The organism is Aromatoleum toluclasticum ATCC 700605, assembly GCF_000378245.1.
GTDB lineage: Bacteria > Pseudomonadota > Gammaproteobacteria > Burkholderiales > Rhodocyclaceae > Aromatoleum > Aromatoleum toluclasticum.
Genome location: NZ_KB899506.1, coordinates 80,218 through 95,524, shown reverse-complemented (window position 1 = coordinate 95,524; position 15,307 = coordinate 80,218). Strand labels below are relative to the sequence as shown.

Here is a 15,307-nt window from a genome sequence, read left to right as displayed (position 1 = left end):
CTCCTTCAGTCGCGCTCGCCGGCGAGGGGCGCCGGTTCGCGTGGTTCGGCCGACTCGGTGCGGCGCTCGGGGAAGAGGGCGAAGGTGCCGTAGCCCTTGGAGTTGTCGGCGCCGAAGGTGAAGCCGTTCTGGCCCTGGAAGCCGTGGTAGTCGTCCAGCCGGATCTCCTCGTGCGCGGTCGGCACGACGAAGCGGTCCTCGTAGTTGGCGATCGCGAGGTAGCGGTACATGTCCTTCGCGTTCTGCTCGGTGATGCCGGCGCGGTTGAGCGGGCCGAGATCCGGTTCGCCATCGACGTTGATCGAGCGCATGTAGGAGCGCATCGCGAGCAGGCGGTTGAGCGCGCTCTGGATGTACTCGGTCTTGCCCGCGGTGAGCAGGTTCGCGAGGTACTGCACCGGCAGGCGCATCGCCTCGGCCTTCGGGATGACGCCGTCGGACTCGGTCGGCAGCTTCTTCTGGTCGATCTGCGACTGCACCGGCGAGAGCGGCGGCACGTACCAGATCATTGGCAGCGTGCGGAACTCGGGGTGCAGCGGGAAGGCGATCTTCCACTCGACGGCCATCTTGTAGATGGGCGACTTCTGCGCGGCGTCGATCCAGCTCTGCGGCACGCCGTCCTTCAGCGCCTGGGCGATGATCGCGGGGTCGTACGGATCGACGAAGAGGTCGAGGTGGGCCTTGTACAGGTCCTGCTCGTTGTCGGTCGAGGCAGCGTCCAGCAGCTTGTCGGCGTCATAGAGGATGATGCCGTTGTAGCGGATGCGGCCGACGCAGGATTCGGAACAGACGGTCGGCAGGCCGGATTCGACGCGCGGGTAGCAGCCGATGCACTTCTCGGCCTTCGACGATTCCCAGTTGAAGAACACCTTCTTGTACGGGCAGCCGGAGATGCACATGCGCCAGCCGCGGCAGCGGTCCTGGTCGGCGAGCACGATGCCGTCTTCCTCGCGCTTGTACATCGCGCCCGAGGGGCAGGAGGCGACGCAGGCGGGGTTGATGCAGTGGTTGCAGATGCGCGGCAGGTACAGGTGGAAGGTGTTCTCGAACTGCTTGTACATCTCCTTCTGCATGTTCGCGAAGTTGGGGTCCTGGGCGCGCGCGGCGAATTCGCCGGCGAGGTCGTCCTCCCAGTTCGGGCCCCACGTGATCTTGTCCATCTTCTCGCCGGTGATCTGCGACACCGGGCGCGCGGTCGGCGCGGCTTCCGACAGCGGCGCGTTGTGCAGGCGCGCGTAGTCGTAGGTGAAGGGCTCGTAGTAGTCGTCGATCTCGGGCATGTTGGGGTTGGCGAAGATCTGCACGATCTTCTTCAGCTTGCCGCCGGCCTTGAGCTCGAGCTTGCCGTTGACCTTCTCCCAGCCGCCTTTCCACTTCTCCTGGTTTTCCCAGTTCTTCGGATAACCGACGCCGGGCTTGGACTCGACGTTGTTGAACCAGGCGTACTCGATGCCCTTGCGGTTCGACCAGACGTTCTTGCAGGTCACCGAGCAGGTGTGGCAACCGATGCACTTGTCGAGGTTGAAAACCATCGCGAATTGCGCGCGAATCTTCATTTGATTCTCCTGTGTCCTGTTCGGTACCCCGCCGCGCGGGAGCGGGCCGGGCGAGGGGCTCGGGGTCAGTTTCACCCTCGCCCTGCCGCAGCTACCCGCGCGCGGAAGTACCCTTTCGTGTGCTTATCGGGGCCCGACGCCGACCGGATTGAGTTGCTGTTCGCGCTCCGGCGTCAGAGGCCGCTCCAGCCAGTCGATGTCCTGGTCCGCGACCTTGTGCAGCACCACCATCTCGTCACGCTGGCAACCGACAGTGCCGTAGTAGTTGAAGCTGTACGCGAGCTGGGCGTAGCCACCGACCATGTTCGTCGGCTTCACGATCACGCGCGTCACGGAGTTCAGGATGCCGCCGCGCTTGCCCGTGGAGGGCGAGCCGGGGACGTTCACCGTCTTCTCCTGGGCGTGGTACATCAGCGCCATGCCGCGCGGCACCCGCTGCGAAACCACCGCACGGGCCATCGTCGCGCCGTTGGCGTTGATCGCCTCGACCCAGTCGTTGTCGCGCAGGCCGATCTCCTTCGCGTCGTCCTCCGAGACCCACACGTAGGGGCCGCCGCGGAACAGCGACAGCATGCGCAGGTTGTCCTGGTAGCTGGAGTGGATGCCCCACTTGGAGTGCGGCGTGATCCACGACAGCGTCAGGTGCGGCTTCTTGCGCACGGAGTCGGGGATCACCTTCTGGGCCTTCATGTCGATCGGCGGACGATAGGCGCAGAAGCCTTCGCCGAAGTCGAGGAACCACTCGTGATCCTGGTAGAAGTGCGCCCGGCCGGTGAGCGTGCGGAACGGGATGTGCTCGTGGATGTTGGTGTAGCCCGCGGTGTAGCTCACGGTCTCCGACTCGATCCCGGACCAGGTCGGCGCGGTGATGATCTTCCTCGGCTGGGCCTGGATGTCGCGGAAGGTGATCTTGTCCTCGTGACGGCCGGCGTACAGGTGGTGGTGGTCGATGCCGGTCTTCTTCGACAGGGCCGACCACGACTTGTGCGCGACCTCGCCGTTGGTCTCGGGCGCCATGCGCATCACCGCGTCGCACACCGAGATGTCCTCTTCCAGCGACGGCATGCCGAAGGAAACACCCGGGATCTGCACCGTGTAGTTGCACTTCTTGAGCTCTTCGTACTCGGCGTCCGTGTTCCAGTCGAGACCCTTCACGTTGTTGCCGAGCTTGGTCATCAGAGGTCCAAGCGCGATGTACTTCTTGTACGTGTCGGCGAAGTTGCGCTCGACGAGCTTCAGCAGCGGCATCGTCTTGCCCGGAACCGGCTCGCATTCGCCCTTCTTCCAGTCGCGCACTTGGCCGAGCGGTTGCGCGAGCTCGAACGGCGAGTCGTGCTGCATCGGCAGCGCGACGATGTCCTTCGCGACGCCGAGGTGCTTCTCGGCCAGATCGGAGAACTTCTTCGCGATCGTGCGGAAGATCTGCCAGTCCGACTTCGACTCCCAGCCCGGCGTCACGGCTTCGGACAGCGGGTGGATGAAGGGGTGCATGTCGGTGGTGTTGAGGTCGTTCTTCTCGTACCACGTCGCCGTCGGCAGGATGATGTCGGAGTAGGCGCCGGTCGAGTTGAGGCGGAAGTTGATGTCCACCATCAGGTCGAGCTTGCCGACGGGCGCTTCCTCGCGCCACTTCACTTCCTTCGTGCCCTTGCCGTCGCCGCCTTCCTGCAGCACGCCGTTCTGCGCGCCAAGCAAGTGCTTGAGGAAGTACTCGTGACCCTTCGCGGACGAGCCGATCAGGTTGGCGCGCCACACGAAGAGGTTGCGCGGCCAGTTCTCTTCCGCGTCCGGGTCGGCGAAGGCGACGTCGAGCTTGCCCGACTTGAGTTCGTCGACGATGTACTTCGCGACGCCGGCCTCATCGGTCGCCCCGGCCTTCTCGGCTTCGGCGACGAGGTCGAGCGGGTTGCGGTTGAAGTGCGGCATGGACGGCAGCCAGCCCATGCGGGTCGCGGCGACGTTGTAGTCGGCGAGCTTGTAGCCCTTGTACTTGCCCTTCGCGGCCGGCTGCAGCAGCTCGTCGGCGTCGATGGTCTCGTAGCGCCACTGGTCGGTGTGGAAGTACCAGTACGACGTCGAGTTCTGGTGGCGCGGCGGACGCTGCCAGTCGGTCGCGAACGCGATCGGTGCCCAGCCCGCCTGCGGCCGCAGTTTTTCCTGGCCCACGTAGTGCGCCCAGCCGCCGCCGCTCTGGCCGACGCAGCCGCACATGTGCAGCAGGTTCATGATCGACCGGTACTGCATGTCGTTGTGGTACCAGTGGTTGATCGCCGCGCCCATGATGATCATGGACTTGCCGCGCGTCTTGGCCGCGTTCTGCGCGAACTCGCGACCGGTGCGCTCGATGTCGGCGGCCTTCACGCCGGTGACCTTGGAGGCCCAGGCCGGGGTGTAGGCGACAGTCGCGTCGTCGTAGGACGTCGCGACGTTCTTGCCGCCGAGGCCGCGGTCGATGCCGTACTGCGCGACCTGCAGGTCGAACACGGACGTCACATACACGGTCTCGCCCGATGCGAGGGTCAGCTTGCGGACCGGCACGTTGCGGTACAGCAGGCCCGGCTCGCCCGGCTGGAAGTGCGGAAAGCCGACCGACGCGATGTCATCGCGCTTGTCGATGCACGACAGCTCGGCGTCGATGTTTTCCTGGTTCGCGGCGTTCTTCGGCAGCAGGTTCCACTTGCCTTCCTCGCCCCAGCGGAAGCCCACCGAGCCGTTCGGCGCCACGTAGCTATTCGTACGCGCGTCGAAGACGATCGTCTTCCAGTCGGGGTTGTTGGTCTCGCCCAGCAGGTCGTCGAAGTCCGACGCGCGCAGGTTGCGGTCCGGCACGAAGGCGCCGTCGTGCGCGCGCAGGATCACCTGCATCGGCAGGTCGGTGTACTTCTGCGCGTACTCGATGAAGTAGGGTTCCTGGCGCTCGATGAAGTATTCCTTCAGCGCCACGTGGCCCATCGCGAGGAAGGCCGCGGCGTCGGTGCCTTGCTTGACCGGCATCCACAGGTCGGCGAACTTCACGTATTCAGCGTAGTCCGGCGCCATCGACACGACCTTCGCGCCCTTGTAGCGGACTTCGGTCGCGAAGTGCGCGTCCGGCGTGCGCGTCATCGGCAGGTTCGCGCCGGTGATGATGAGGTAGGTCGAGTTGTACCAGTCGGCTGCTTCCGGCACGTCGGTCTGCTCGCCCCAGGTCTGCGGGCTCGCCGCGGGCAGGTCGCAGTACCAGTCGTAGAACGAGCCGCAGGCCGCACCGATCAGCGACAGGTAACGCGCGCCGGCCGCATAGGAGATCATCGACATCGCCGGGATCGGCGAGAAGCCGTAGATGCGGTCCGGACCCCATTTCTTGATCGTGTAGATGTTCGCCGCGGCGATGATCTCGTTGACCTCGTCCCAGTTCGTGCGCACGAAGCCGCCCAGGCCGCGCACCTTCACGTACCGGTCGCGCTTCTTGCTGTCTGCCTGGATCGCCGCCCACGCTTCGACCGGATCCTTGCCGCTCTTGCGCTCGGCGCGATAGACCTCGAGCAGGCGCCCGCGGATCATCGGGTGCTTGATGCGGTGCGGAGAGTACAGGTACCACGAGAATGAGGCGCCACGCTGGCAGCCGCGCGGCTCATGGTTCGGCAGATCCTCGCGGGTGCGCGGGTAGTCGGTCTGCTGCATCTCGAACGACACCAGTCCGTTCTTGACGAAGATCTTCCACGAACAGCCGCCCGTGCAGTTCACGCCGTGCGTCGAACGCACGACCTTGTCGTGGCGCCAGCGGTTGCGGTAGGTGTCTTCCCAGCCGCGGTCCTCGTTGGTGACGATGCCGTGGCCGCCGGCGAAGGTGTCCTTCACCTTGTCGAAGAATTTCAGGCGGTCGAGAAAATGACTCATTGTTTGCTCCTGTGAATCCTGCTTTGCGTTTCGGTCGTTGTTGTGTTCGTGAGTGTTCGAAAATCGGGTCAGGGGTTGCGGATGTAGGCGTTGCGGCGCAGGTAGAACCACCAGTTCAGGACGAGACACGCGGCGTAGAACACCGCGAAGCCGTACATCGCGTTCTCGGGCGTGCCGGCCTTGATCTGCCCGCCGATGACGACCGGCGCGATGAAGGAACCGTACGCCGCGACCGCGGAGGTCCAGCCGAGCACCGGCCCGCGCTGGTCCTGGTCGAAGACGAAACCCACGGTGCGGAAGGTCGAGCCGTTGCCGATGCCGGACGCCGCGAACAGCACGATGAAGAGCAGCATGAAGGCGAGGAAGTAGCTTTCGGGCGTGGCCGACTGGTAGGCCAGATGCATCACGTAGCCGGTCACGGCGGACACACCCACGAGCACCACCGAGATCACCTGGGTGACGATCGACCCGCCCAGCTTGTCCGAGATCCAGCCGCCGACGGGACGGATAAGGGCGCCGACGAAGGGGCCGATCCACGCATACATCAGCGCGGAGGGCGCATTCGGATTCTTCGCATGCACCCACGCGCTGGTCGCCGGGTCGAACACGTGCGTGTTGCCGAAGATCACGGTGATCGACAGCGGCAGCGCCATCGAGAAGCCGATGAAGGAGCCGAAGGTCACGACATAGAGCGCCGTCATCGACCACGTGTGCTTGTTGCGGAAGATCCCGAACTGCTTGTCCAGGTTCGCCTTCATCTCGCCGGTGGCGACCATCTTCAGCGCGAACAGCGTGCCGAAGATCACCAGCGGCAGCACGATCCACATGCCATTGCCGGCGAGCAGTCCGGAGCCGCTCGGGAGGTAGAGGTAGAGGCCCGCGCCGGACACCAGGAGGGCGATGCCGTACATCAGCAGGATGCGTCCCATCGCCGCGCCGTTCGAGCCGATGTTGGGCGACACGGTCTTCAGGTTATTGAGCCCGAACCAGCCGACGACCGCGAGCGGCACGAGCAGCAGCAGCCACACGAAGCCCGCGTTCTGCACGAAGGTCGGCGTGCCGGCGGCGATCTTGCCGATCAGCGTGGCCGAGTCCTTCGCCAGCGGAATCGCGTCGCCGCCGATCGCGCCGAACAGGCCGATCGTCATGACTGCCGGGATCAGGATCTGCGAGGTCGTGACGCCGAAGTTGCCGAGGCCGGCATTCAAACCGAGGGCCGTGCCCTGCAGGCGCTTCGGGAAGAAGGTGCTGATGTTGGCCATCGAACAGGCGAAGTTGCCGCCGCCGATGCCCGAGAGCAGCGCCATCAGCTGGAACACCCACAGCGGCGTGTTCTTGTCCTGCAGCGCGATGCCGGTGCCGAGCGCCGGGATCATCAGCAGCGCGGTCGTCAGCCACACCGTGTTGCGTCCGCCGCAGATGCGGATGAAGAAGGACGCCGGGATGCGCAGCGTCGCACCCGACAGGCCCGAGATCGCCGCGATCGAGAACAGCTGGTCGGGCGTGAAGGGGAAGCCCGCGTTGGCCATCTGCACCGTGATGATTCCCCACATCAGCCACACGGCGAAGCCGCACAGCAGGCTGGGGATGGAGATCCACAGGTTGCGGTTGGCGACGCGCTTGCCTTCGCGCGCCCAGAACGTCTCGTCCTCGGGGCGCCAGTCCGCGATGTCGGCGCCGCGCGCGCCTTCGCCTGGGCGTACGCCGGCGGGCGCGGGGCCCGGAACCGGCGGGATCGGGCGGAGCTTTGCAGGTGCCATGCTTCCTCCTTGGTCAGGATTTGGTGTTGTTTTGGGAATTACTTGGTTGCGGCCGCTGCGCCGCCGTGCATCACGTCGGTGCGGCGCACCTCGGTCCAGTACATCCAGATCAGCGACACCCAGGTCACGCCGTAGAGCAGCATGAAGGCACTGGAGCGCACGCCCGTCAGGTCGAGGAGTGCCCCGAACATGATCGGCAGCAGGAAGCCGCCGAGGCCGCCGACCAGGCCGACGATCCCCGACACCGCGCCGATCTCGTGCGGGAATTCGTCCGAGATGTACTTGAACACCGACGCCTTGCCGAAGGCCCAGGCGACGCCGACCGTGAACATCAATGCGGTGAAGAACCAGACGTTGTGATGGATCGCGAAGGTCTTCGGGCCGGACACGGTCATCACCGTGAACTCGGTGTGCGGGTAGGACAGCAGGAACAGGCACACCCACGACACCCACATCACCCACCAGGTCACCTTGTGGGCGCCGAAGCGGTCGGAGAACCAGCCGCCCACCGCGCGCAGCACGCCGCCCGGCAGCGAAAAACAGGCCGCAAGCAGGGCCGCGGTCTCGAGGCCCAGGCCGAACTCGGTCACGTAGTATTTCGTCATCCACAGTGCCAGCGCCACATAGCCGCCGAAGACGATGGAGTAGTACTGGCAGTACTTCCACACGCGCGGATTCTTCAGCACGCGCAGCTGGTCGGCGAACTTCACGCTCGACGACACGCGGTGTTCGGGATCTTCGTAGGTAAAGAGCCAGAAGGCGATGGCGATCGCCAGCATCGCTCCGGCGAAGGCCTTGGGCACGAATTCCCAGCCGAAGGCGACGACCAGCACCGGCGCGACCAGCTTGGTCACCGCCGCGCCGGAGTTGCCGGCGCCGAATACGCCCATCGCGAAACCCTGGTTCTTGCGTTCGAACCAGCGCGCGCAGTAGGCGATGCCGACCGAGAACGAGCCGCCCGCGAGCCCGACGAAGAGCCCCGCGAGCAGGAAATGCCAGTACGCCGTCGCCTGGCTGATCAGCCAGATCGGCGCGACCGTCGCGAGCATCAGCGCGAAGAACACCATGCGGCCGCCGAGTTTGTCGGTCAGCATGCCCAGGGGCAGGCGCACCAGCGCGCCGGTCAGCACGGGGGTTGCCGCGAGCAGACCGAACTGGGTTTCGTTGAGACCCAGTTGGGCCTTGATCGGAATCCCGATCACCGCGAAAAGCATCCACGCCGCAAAACACATCGTGAATGCGGTCGTACTCATCACCAGAACGGAGAACTGCTTGCGGCGTTGCGAGGCCATCTTCCTCTTCCTCCAGGGCGGAACGCACCGCGTTCCATGCTGGAAGCAAGGTTATGCCTCGCGCCTGCCGGCGAACATTCGCCGAAAGCAGGGGTTGAAGTACTAGTCGTGTGCCGGCGGGCCTAGTACTTCAGAACTAGTCCACGCACAGGGGAGAAGTAGGGCGGGATGAAATCCCGCCGCCCGCCCGACGAGCGCCCCTTTCGGTGGAGTCGCCAACGACCGGCGGGATTTCATCCCGCCCTACGGGTTCGCGCTGGCTGGTCCCGCAACGGCATGCCGGAGGCGTGACGAGCGCGGCGAATTCGGCCGCGCGGGCAACCCGGACGGCTACTGCGACCGGATCAGGCTGCGTGCGCCCGGCGATAGTTGCCGAGTACCTTGAGGATGTTCGCGAACAGGAAAGCGAACTCGCCGACCACGAGCAGTCCGGCGAGGCGGATCAGCCAGGCATTGCCGACCAGCGCCGCCACCAGCAGGGCTGCGAGCGCGACTGCGTGCAGGGCCAGATGACGCCGTATCGGCGAATCGGGCTGCAGTTTCTTCATGTTCGGCGCCTTGCCGACGTCCTGGGTCAGGTGCAGCCAGGCGAGGAAGGGCACGATCTTGTAGAGCATGCCGACGATCACGCTGACGAAGCCGCCGTGGAGGATCAGTATCCCGGCGAGGAGGGGCCAGACCTGATGCTCCGACTGCTGCGCGGTGAGCACGCAGGCGAGTCCCGCGATGAAACTCCCCATCCCGAGCTGGAAGGCCCGCGTCGTCATGTCGGGCACCGAGCGCCGTGATTGCCGCTGCAGCCTCAGCGTGCTCACCGCGAATAGCGCACACAGCGCTGCGAGCGCCGCCGACAGTGCGAATTCGGCGGAGCCGAGTTCGCCATACACGGTCGCGCTCCACACCAGCAGTACCGCACCGGTTCCCATCGCCCAGAATCGGGTGAGGGTCGCCGGGTAGTTCGGCGTGATCTGGAACATCGGCACGACGACCCAGCTCGCGGCCGCGAGCAGCACGCCTGACCCGCCCAGCAGGGCCCAGCCGATGTGCAGTTTCAGCACGGTCAGCAGCGGCAGATCGAGTCGGCCGCCGAGCGCCAGCGCCAGGGTGATGCCGAGCGCGACGGCGACAGCGAAGCCGAGCAGCGCGATGCGCATGTCGCGCGGCGTCGCCTGCGCCACGGGGATCCGCCGCAGCCCGAGGAAGGCGGCGACGACGAAGAGCGTGAGCCCTCCGCCGAGCAGTACCGTCGCCGGAACGAGAAAGGCAGGCGAGCCGCTGCCCAGTCCCCACGCCAGACACAGCGCGCCGGTCGTCATCGCCACATGCACGACCGTTGCGACCGGTCCCGAGCGCGGAATCACCGCCCCCGCGACCACCGGCAAAACCTGGAACAAGGCCCCCAGCATCACCGTCAGCATGAAACCGACTGCTATCAGGTGCGTCACCGCCAGCGCGCCGGGCGTCCAGCGCGAATCCAGCAGTTCCGGCGCCGCCAGCAGGGCGGCTCCGGCGGCGGCGCCGAAGAGCGGGGCGGTGAGAAAGAAACGCAGCGGCGTCGAGAAGGCCGGCGCCGCGTCGTAGCTGAGGGTCTGTCCGTCGGGAATCATGGATTCAGGATGTCGATCTCGACGACGCCGTCGTCGCGGATACGGCTTTCATACTTGTAGCCGTCGCGGTCCAGGATGCGGAACAGCGGATGGGGCATGCGGTCGAGCAGGAGCAGGAGGCTCTCGCCCTTCGGCAGATCCGCCAGCGCATCCATCACCCGTTCGAAAGGCTGCGGTGGTTCCAGGCCGCGCGCGTCTACGGTTTTCTTCATTAGGCCCTCGCGTGAAGGCGTTCGCTCAGCCCGGCTGCCACGTCGGAGCCCGCCAACTGCGAATCGCACATGGGATAAAGGATATTCTCTTCCTTCATATTGTGCTGCTGCATCAGGATCAGCAGCGTCTCCGCTTCGCCGGCGTAATCGTCCTTGTCCTTGTTGGCGAGTGCGTCGCGCATGCGGGTGAGCGCGCTGCGCATCTCGGCATGCTCGCCGCGCATCACCTTGGTCGGGCCCTCGGTCATTCCCGTGGCGGCCTCGAACTTCGGGAAGAGGAAGGATTCCTCGGTATCGAAATGACCTTCCAGTTCCGACGCGAACTGCTCCAGGGCAGCACTCGCTTCGTCCCACTTGCCCTTGGCCGCGGCCGTCTCGGCCCGGGCAAAGGTCTGGTCGCAGTGGCGGTGGTCGTCGGTCATCAGGGAAGTGATCTGGCTCATGGTTGCGGGTCTCCTGTGTGGGTGGATGAATTCTCCCAATTCCAGCAGGGTGATCCTTGATGCGTGTCAAACCGTCGGTGTATCCAATCAATTCGCCCCGCGGAGCCGGTCCGGCTGCCGCGGGCAACGGTGCGACGCCTATGAAATCGGGAAACATTTGCGCCATTCCTGCAACAACGCAATGGTGCAAGATCGAGGAGTGGCGCGGCCGAGATTCACACTCGTGCGGTGGCCTGCTAGATTGATGTCATGGGCGCGAGCGCGTCGCCTGTGGTGTGAAATTTTCGTGGAGGCAATGCATGTCCGTTGATGCCCAGGCCAGCAGTTCGCGGTTCGATCCGGCCAAGCTGAAGCGTTTGGCGAAATGGCTGGCCGGCACCGTAGTCGTGATCGCCGTGCTCGGCTTCCTGGCCGCCCCCCCGCTGGTTCGCCATTTCGGGCAGAAGATCGCCTCGGACGTCCTCGGCCGCCAGGTCACCATCGAAGACATCGACATCAACCCGTTCGCGCTGTCCATCACCGCAACGGGTCTCGACATCGCTGAGGCCGACGGCCAGCCCGGCGCGTTCTCGTTCCGTTCGCTGTATGCAAATCTCGAAGGCGAGTCGATCTTCCGCGGCGCGCCCGTGCTGCGCGAGATTCGCCTCGAAGCACCGCGCGTCAATTTCGTGCGCCTCGACGAAACCCGTCACAGCTGGACCGACGTCCAGGAGCGGCTGGCAGCGCGCCCGAAGACGGAGGACGACAAGCCGGCGCTGTTCTCGCTCAACAACATCCAGCTCGTCGACGGCGCGGTCCACGTCGAGGACCGGCTGGTCGGGGTCAAGAACGACATCACCGATCTCACCATCGGCCTGCCCTTCGTCTCCAATCTGCCGGTCAAGATCGAACTCTTCATCGAGCCGGTCGTTTCCGCGCTCATCAACGGCCACCCGCTGCAACTCGTCGGACGCACTCGTCCGTTCGCGAACGACCGCGACACCATCCTCGAACTCAAGCTCGACGGCTTCGACTTCACCCCTTACGTCGCCTACCTGCCCTTCAAGCCGGCATTCCGGCTGCCCGAAGGCCGTGTATCGACCAATCTCGAACTCGCTTTTTCGCAGGCCGCCAACGAAACGCCGAACGTTGCCCTGAAGGGTTCGGTCGATTTCGCCGCGATCAGGCTGGAGGACGCGAACGGCGCTCCGCTGCTCGGCATCCCCACGCTCTCGCTCGGCCTGGCCGACGTGCAGCCCCTCGCGCGCAAGCTCCACTTCGATCGCCTCGAAATCGGGCAGCCGACCGTGGATGTCGTGCGCCTCGCCAACGGACGCCTGAATTTCCAGGAGATCCTGCCGCCACCGGCCGCCGACAAACCGGCTGCTGCCGCGCCCGAGACGGGTGCCGGGCAGGCGGAGGGCAACGCGCCGAACGCAGCGCCTGTCGCGCCCCCTGCGTCAGCGCCTGCAGCCGCCGAGCCGCTGCTGTTCACACTCGACAACGCGAAGATCACCGGCGCGATGATCCGTGTCGAAGACCGCGCAGCCGCCGGACCGAACAGCGGAGGCGAGCCTTTCCGCACCGAGATCAGGGACCTGCAGTTCGAGGCCCGCAATGTCAGTACCGCACCGGACGCGGTCGCCGAAATCGCTCTCGACTTCGCCACGGACGCCGGCGAGAAGAGCAGCCACCGCGACCGCGTGCGTCTCAATCCGCTGGAGGTGGAGGGGCGCGTCGCAGCCGAGAACTTCCTCGTCTCGCGCTACCTTCCGTACTACGCCGCGCAGCTTCCGGGCGGAGACGTCCGCGGCGGACGTGTCGACGCGACCGTCCAGTACAAGGTCAAGATGGCCGACCAGGCGCCGCAGATCGATCTTCTTGCCGAAGCACTCGTGCTGCGTGAATTCGAGCTCGCGCTCAAGGGGCAGAAACAGCCCGTCGCCAAGCTCGCGCGCTTCGCCGTCAACGACGTCAAGATCGTGCCGGCCGATCGTACGGTGAACGTCGGCAGCGTCGAATCGAACGGCGCAGCGTTCGCGGCGGTCCGGGACAAGCAAGGCAAGCTCGACGCCCTCGGTCTCGTCGGCGAGCCGAAGCCGGGCAAGGCCGAACCGGCCGCGAAGCCGGCCAAGGCTGCGAAGCCCGGAAAGGGCGACAAGCAGCAGTCCGCCGACGAGGGATCAGCGAAACCCTGGGTGGTGACGGTCAACAAGCTCACGTTCGACGACTGGTCCGCGCGCTTCGAGGACCGTACCCAGGGCACGCCCATCGTGCTGCTCGCCGATGCGATCAAGCTCGGGGCGGAAGGCATCAGCACGGTGAAGGGCTCCACCGCCAGGCTGGACCTCGCGGCGCGTGTGAACAAGCGCGGCAGCATCGGCGTGAAGGGCGCCGTCGGTATGGACCCGCTCAAGGGCGATCTCAACCTCGACCTGAAGGCCGTCGACCTCCTGCCGCTGCAGCCCTATGTCGTCGAACAGCTCAACATCGCCATCTCGCGCGGCAATCTCAGCACGCGCGGCAAGCTCGCTTTCGAGTCGGTGCGCGATGGCAGCCTCAAGGCGAACTTCCGCGGCGATGTCGGCGTCGACAACTTCGCGTCCATCGACAAGGCACAGGCCGCGGACTTCCTGCGCTGGAAGAAATTCGCCGTCACCGGCATCGACTTCCGCCTCGCGCCGCTCGCGGTCGCCATCAAGGATGTCTCGCTGGATGACTTCTACACCCGCCTGATCCTCGACGAACAGGGTCGCCTCAACCTGCGCGAGATCCGTCATCACGAAACGCCCGCGGATGCGCAGCCGGCCGCCGCGCCGGCGCCCGGTGAGGTGCCGCCCGTTCCCGCTCCGGCACCGGCGCCGGCTGCGTCCGGCAAGGCCGAAACGACGGTCGCGCCGCCGGCGGAACCGCCCCCGCCGATCTCGATCGGCAAGGTGACGATCAAGCGGGGCAACATCCAGTTCAGCGACCGTTTCATCAGGCCGAACTACGACGCCAACCTCACGGGCATGGAGGGCGAACTCGTCGGCCTGTCGTCGGACCCGTCGACCATCGCCAAGCTCGACCTGCGCGGCAAGGTGGACAATGCCGCTCCCGTCACCGTCGTCGGCCAGCTCAACCCCTTCCGGCAGGACCGCTACCTCGACATCGCTGCATCGGTGAAGGATTTCGAACTCACCGCCGTCTCTGCGTATTCCGGCAAGTACGTCGGCTACGGCATCCAGAAAGGCAAGCTGTCCGCCGACCTCAACTACAAGATCGAGGACCGCAAGCTCACTGCGACCAACCGCGTTTTCCTTGATCAGCTCACGTTCGGTGACAAGGTCGACAGTCCGACCGCGCTGAACCTGCCGGTGCAGCTAGCGGTGTCGCTGCTGAAGAACAGCCGCGGCGAAATCGACCTCAATATGCCCATCGGCGGCTCGCTCGACGACCCCGAGTTCAGCGTCGCCGGCATCGTCATCAAGGCCATCATCAACCTCATCGGCAAGGCGCTCACCGCCCCGTTCTCGCTGCTCGGCTCGATGTTCGGCGGCGGCGAGGAGCTGTCCTACATCGAGTTCGCGCCGGGCCGCGCGAGCCTCGACAAGGCCACGACCGAGAAGGTCGCGACGCTCGCGCGTGCGCTCGCCGACCGGCCTGCGCTGAAGCTCGAAATCACTGCCCACGCCGATCCTGCCACCGATCCGGATGGCGTTCGGCGCGTGCAGATGGAGCGCAGCGTCAAGGCAGCGAAGCTCAAGGAAATGGTGCGCAAGGGCGAAGAGGCGCCGTCGCTCGACGAGCTGACGTTGACGCAAGAGGAGTACGCAACCTGGCTCAGGAAGGTCTATCGTGATGCCGACTTCAAGCGCCCGCGCAACGCGATCGGGCTGCTCAAGGATCTGCCGGTGGAGGAAATGGAGGCGTTGATGCTCGCCAACACCAAGGTGGATGACGAGGCGCTGCGTCAGCTCGCCCTGCAGCGCGGCCAGGTGATCAAGGACAAACTGCTCGAGGATGGCAAGGTTCCCGCCGAGCGGGTCTTCCTGCTCAGCCCCAAGGTCGAGGCGGCGAGCGGCGACAAGGCGGGTGAAGGGGGTGCCGCGCGGCGCACGATGTTCTCGCTCAAGTGAGCGGACGGCGACGCGCGCGGGCAGACGGAGCGGAGGACACCATGAGCCGGAAACTCGATGACGACGAACGCCGCGCCGCGCTGGCGACGCTGCCCGACTGGACGCTCGCGCCCGGACGCGACGCGATCACGCGCAGCATCCGGTTCAAGGACTTCAACGCCGCCTTCGCCTTCATGGCGCGCGTCGCCCTGATGGCGGAGAAGATGGACCACCATCCGGAATGGTTCAATGTGTATAACCGCGTCGACATCACCTTGTCGACGCACGACGCGGGCGGGCTGACCGAGCGCGACATCGCGCTTGCCCGCTTCATCGACGAGGCGGCGGGCGGGAAATAGTCCGCCGCCGATCAGGCGGCAGATGAGACGAATCAGGCAGGGCGGGAGGAGCAAAGCGGATCCCGCCGATCCACGCTGCGCGCCAGGGGCAGGCGCAGCGTGGCGGGATGCGCTGTGCTCGCG

9 protein-coding genes are annotated in these 15,307 nt (G+C 65.7%); 2 read left to right on the top strand and 7 right to left on the bottom strand.

What is annotated here, in order from left to right:
- Positions 1 to 5: 5 nt before the first annotated feature.
- The 7 genes from narH to F464_RS0121835 all read right to left on the bottom strand — a co-directional run bounded on the left by narH (position 6) and on the right by F464_RS0121835 (position 10,749).
- Positions 6 to 1,556 (bottom strand): nitrate reductase subunit beta, encoded by a 1,551-nt coding sequence (narH, locus tag F464_RS0121865; protein WP_018991994.1) that lies wholly within the window; start codon positions 1,554 to 1,556, stop codon positions 6 to 8.
- Between the two features lie 123 nt (positions 1,557 to 1,679).
- The gene (locus tag F464_RS0121860; RefSeq protein WP_018991993.1) at positions 1,680 to 5,435 is read right to left on the bottom strand and encodes a nitrate reductase subunit alpha; all 3,756 of its coding nucleotides are present in this window, start codon (positions 5,433 to 5,435) and stop codon (positions 1,680 to 1,682) included.
- Between the two features lie 68 nt (positions 5,436 to 5,503).
- A complete protein-coding gene (locus F464_RS0121855; RefSeq protein WP_018991992.1) occupies positions 5,504 to 7,195 on the bottom strand; it encodes an MFS transporter in 1,692 nt (563 codons plus the stop codon).
- 38 nt (positions 7,196 to 7,233) lie between these two features.
- Positions 7,234 to 8,487 (bottom strand): MFS transporter, encoded by a 1,254-nt coding sequence (locus F464_RS0121850; protein WP_018991991.1) that lies wholly within the window; start codon positions 8,485 to 8,487, stop codon positions 7,234 to 7,236.
- Between the two features lie 344 nt (positions 8,488 to 8,831).
- A complete protein-coding gene (locus F464_RS0121845; protein ID WP_018991990.1) occupies positions 8,832 to 10,094 on the bottom strand; it encodes a hypothetical protein in 1,263 nt (420 codons plus the stop codon).
- Entirely contained in the window at positions 10,091 to 10,306 is a 216-nt protein-coding gene (locus tag F464_RS0121840) for a DUF2249 domain-containing protein (RefSeq protein ID WP_018991989.1), read from the bottom strand. The genes F464_RS0121845 and F464_RS0121840 overlap by 4 nt, the downstream gene beginning before the upstream one ends.
- On the bottom strand, positions 10,306 to 10,749 hold the full coding sequence (locus F464_RS0121835; RefSeq protein WP_018991988.1) for a hemerythrin domain-containing protein: 444 nt from the start codon (positions 10,747 to 10,749) through the stop codon (positions 10,306 to 10,308). The genes F464_RS0121840 and F464_RS0121835 overlap by 1 nt, the downstream gene beginning before the upstream one ends.
- Before the next feature lie 299 nt (positions 10,750 to 11,048).
- On the opposite strand from F464_RS0121835, the gene F464_RS0121830 reads away from it, so the two are divergent.
- Positions 11,049 to 14,846 carry a DUF748 domain-containing protein gene (locus tag F464_RS0121830; protein WP_018991987.1) on the top strand — a complete coding sequence of 1,266 codons (3,798 nt, stop codon included), beginning with the start codon at positions 11,049 to 11,051 and terminating at the stop codon, positions 14,844 to 14,846.
- Positions 14,843 to 15,184 (top strand): 4a-hydroxytetrahydrobiopterin dehydratase, encoded by a 342-nt coding sequence (locus tag F464_RS0121825; RefSeq protein WP_269744913.1) that lies wholly within the window; start codon positions 14,843 to 14,845, stop codon positions 15,182 to 15,184. The genes F464_RS0121830 and F464_RS0121825 overlap by 4 nt, the downstream gene beginning before the upstream one ends.
- Positions 15,185 to 15,307 lie beyond the last annotated feature (123 nt).

What these genes read in the sequence shown, in the direction of transcription:
- narH (WP_018991994.1), bottom strand. Translation starts at nt 1,556, where the DNA reads ATGAAGATTCGCGCGCAATTCGCGATGGTTTTCAACCTCGACAAGTGC.
- F464_RS0121860 (WP_018991993.1), bottom strand. Translation starts at nt 5,435, where the DNA reads ATGAGTCATTTTCTCGACCGCCTGAAATTCTTCGACAAGGTGAAGGAC.
- F464_RS0121855 (WP_018991992.1), bottom strand. Translation starts at nt 7,195, where the DNA reads ATGGCACCTGCAAAGCTCCGCCCGATCCCGCCGGTTCCGGGCCCCGCG.
- F464_RS0121850 (WP_018991991.1), bottom strand. Translation starts at nt 8,487, where the DNA reads ATGGCCTCGCAACGCCGCAAGCAGTTCTCCGTTCTGGTGATGAGTACG.
- F464_RS0121845 (WP_018991990.1), bottom strand. Translation starts at nt 10,094, where the DNA reads ATGATTCCCGACGGACAGACCCTCAGCTACGACGCGGCGCCGGCCTTC.
- F464_RS0121840 (WP_018991989.1), bottom strand. Translation starts at nt 10,306, where the DNA reads ATGAAGAAAACCGTAGACGCGCGCGGCCTGGAACCACCGCAGCCTTTC.
- F464_RS0121835 (WP_018991988.1), bottom strand. Translation starts at nt 10,749, where the DNA reads ATGAGCCAGATCACTTCCCTGATGACCGACGACCACCGCCACTGCGAC.
- F464_RS0121830 (WP_018991987.1), top strand. Translation starts at nt 11,049, where the DNA reads ATGTCCGTTGATGCCCAGGCCAGCAGTTCGCGGTTCGATCCGGCCAAG.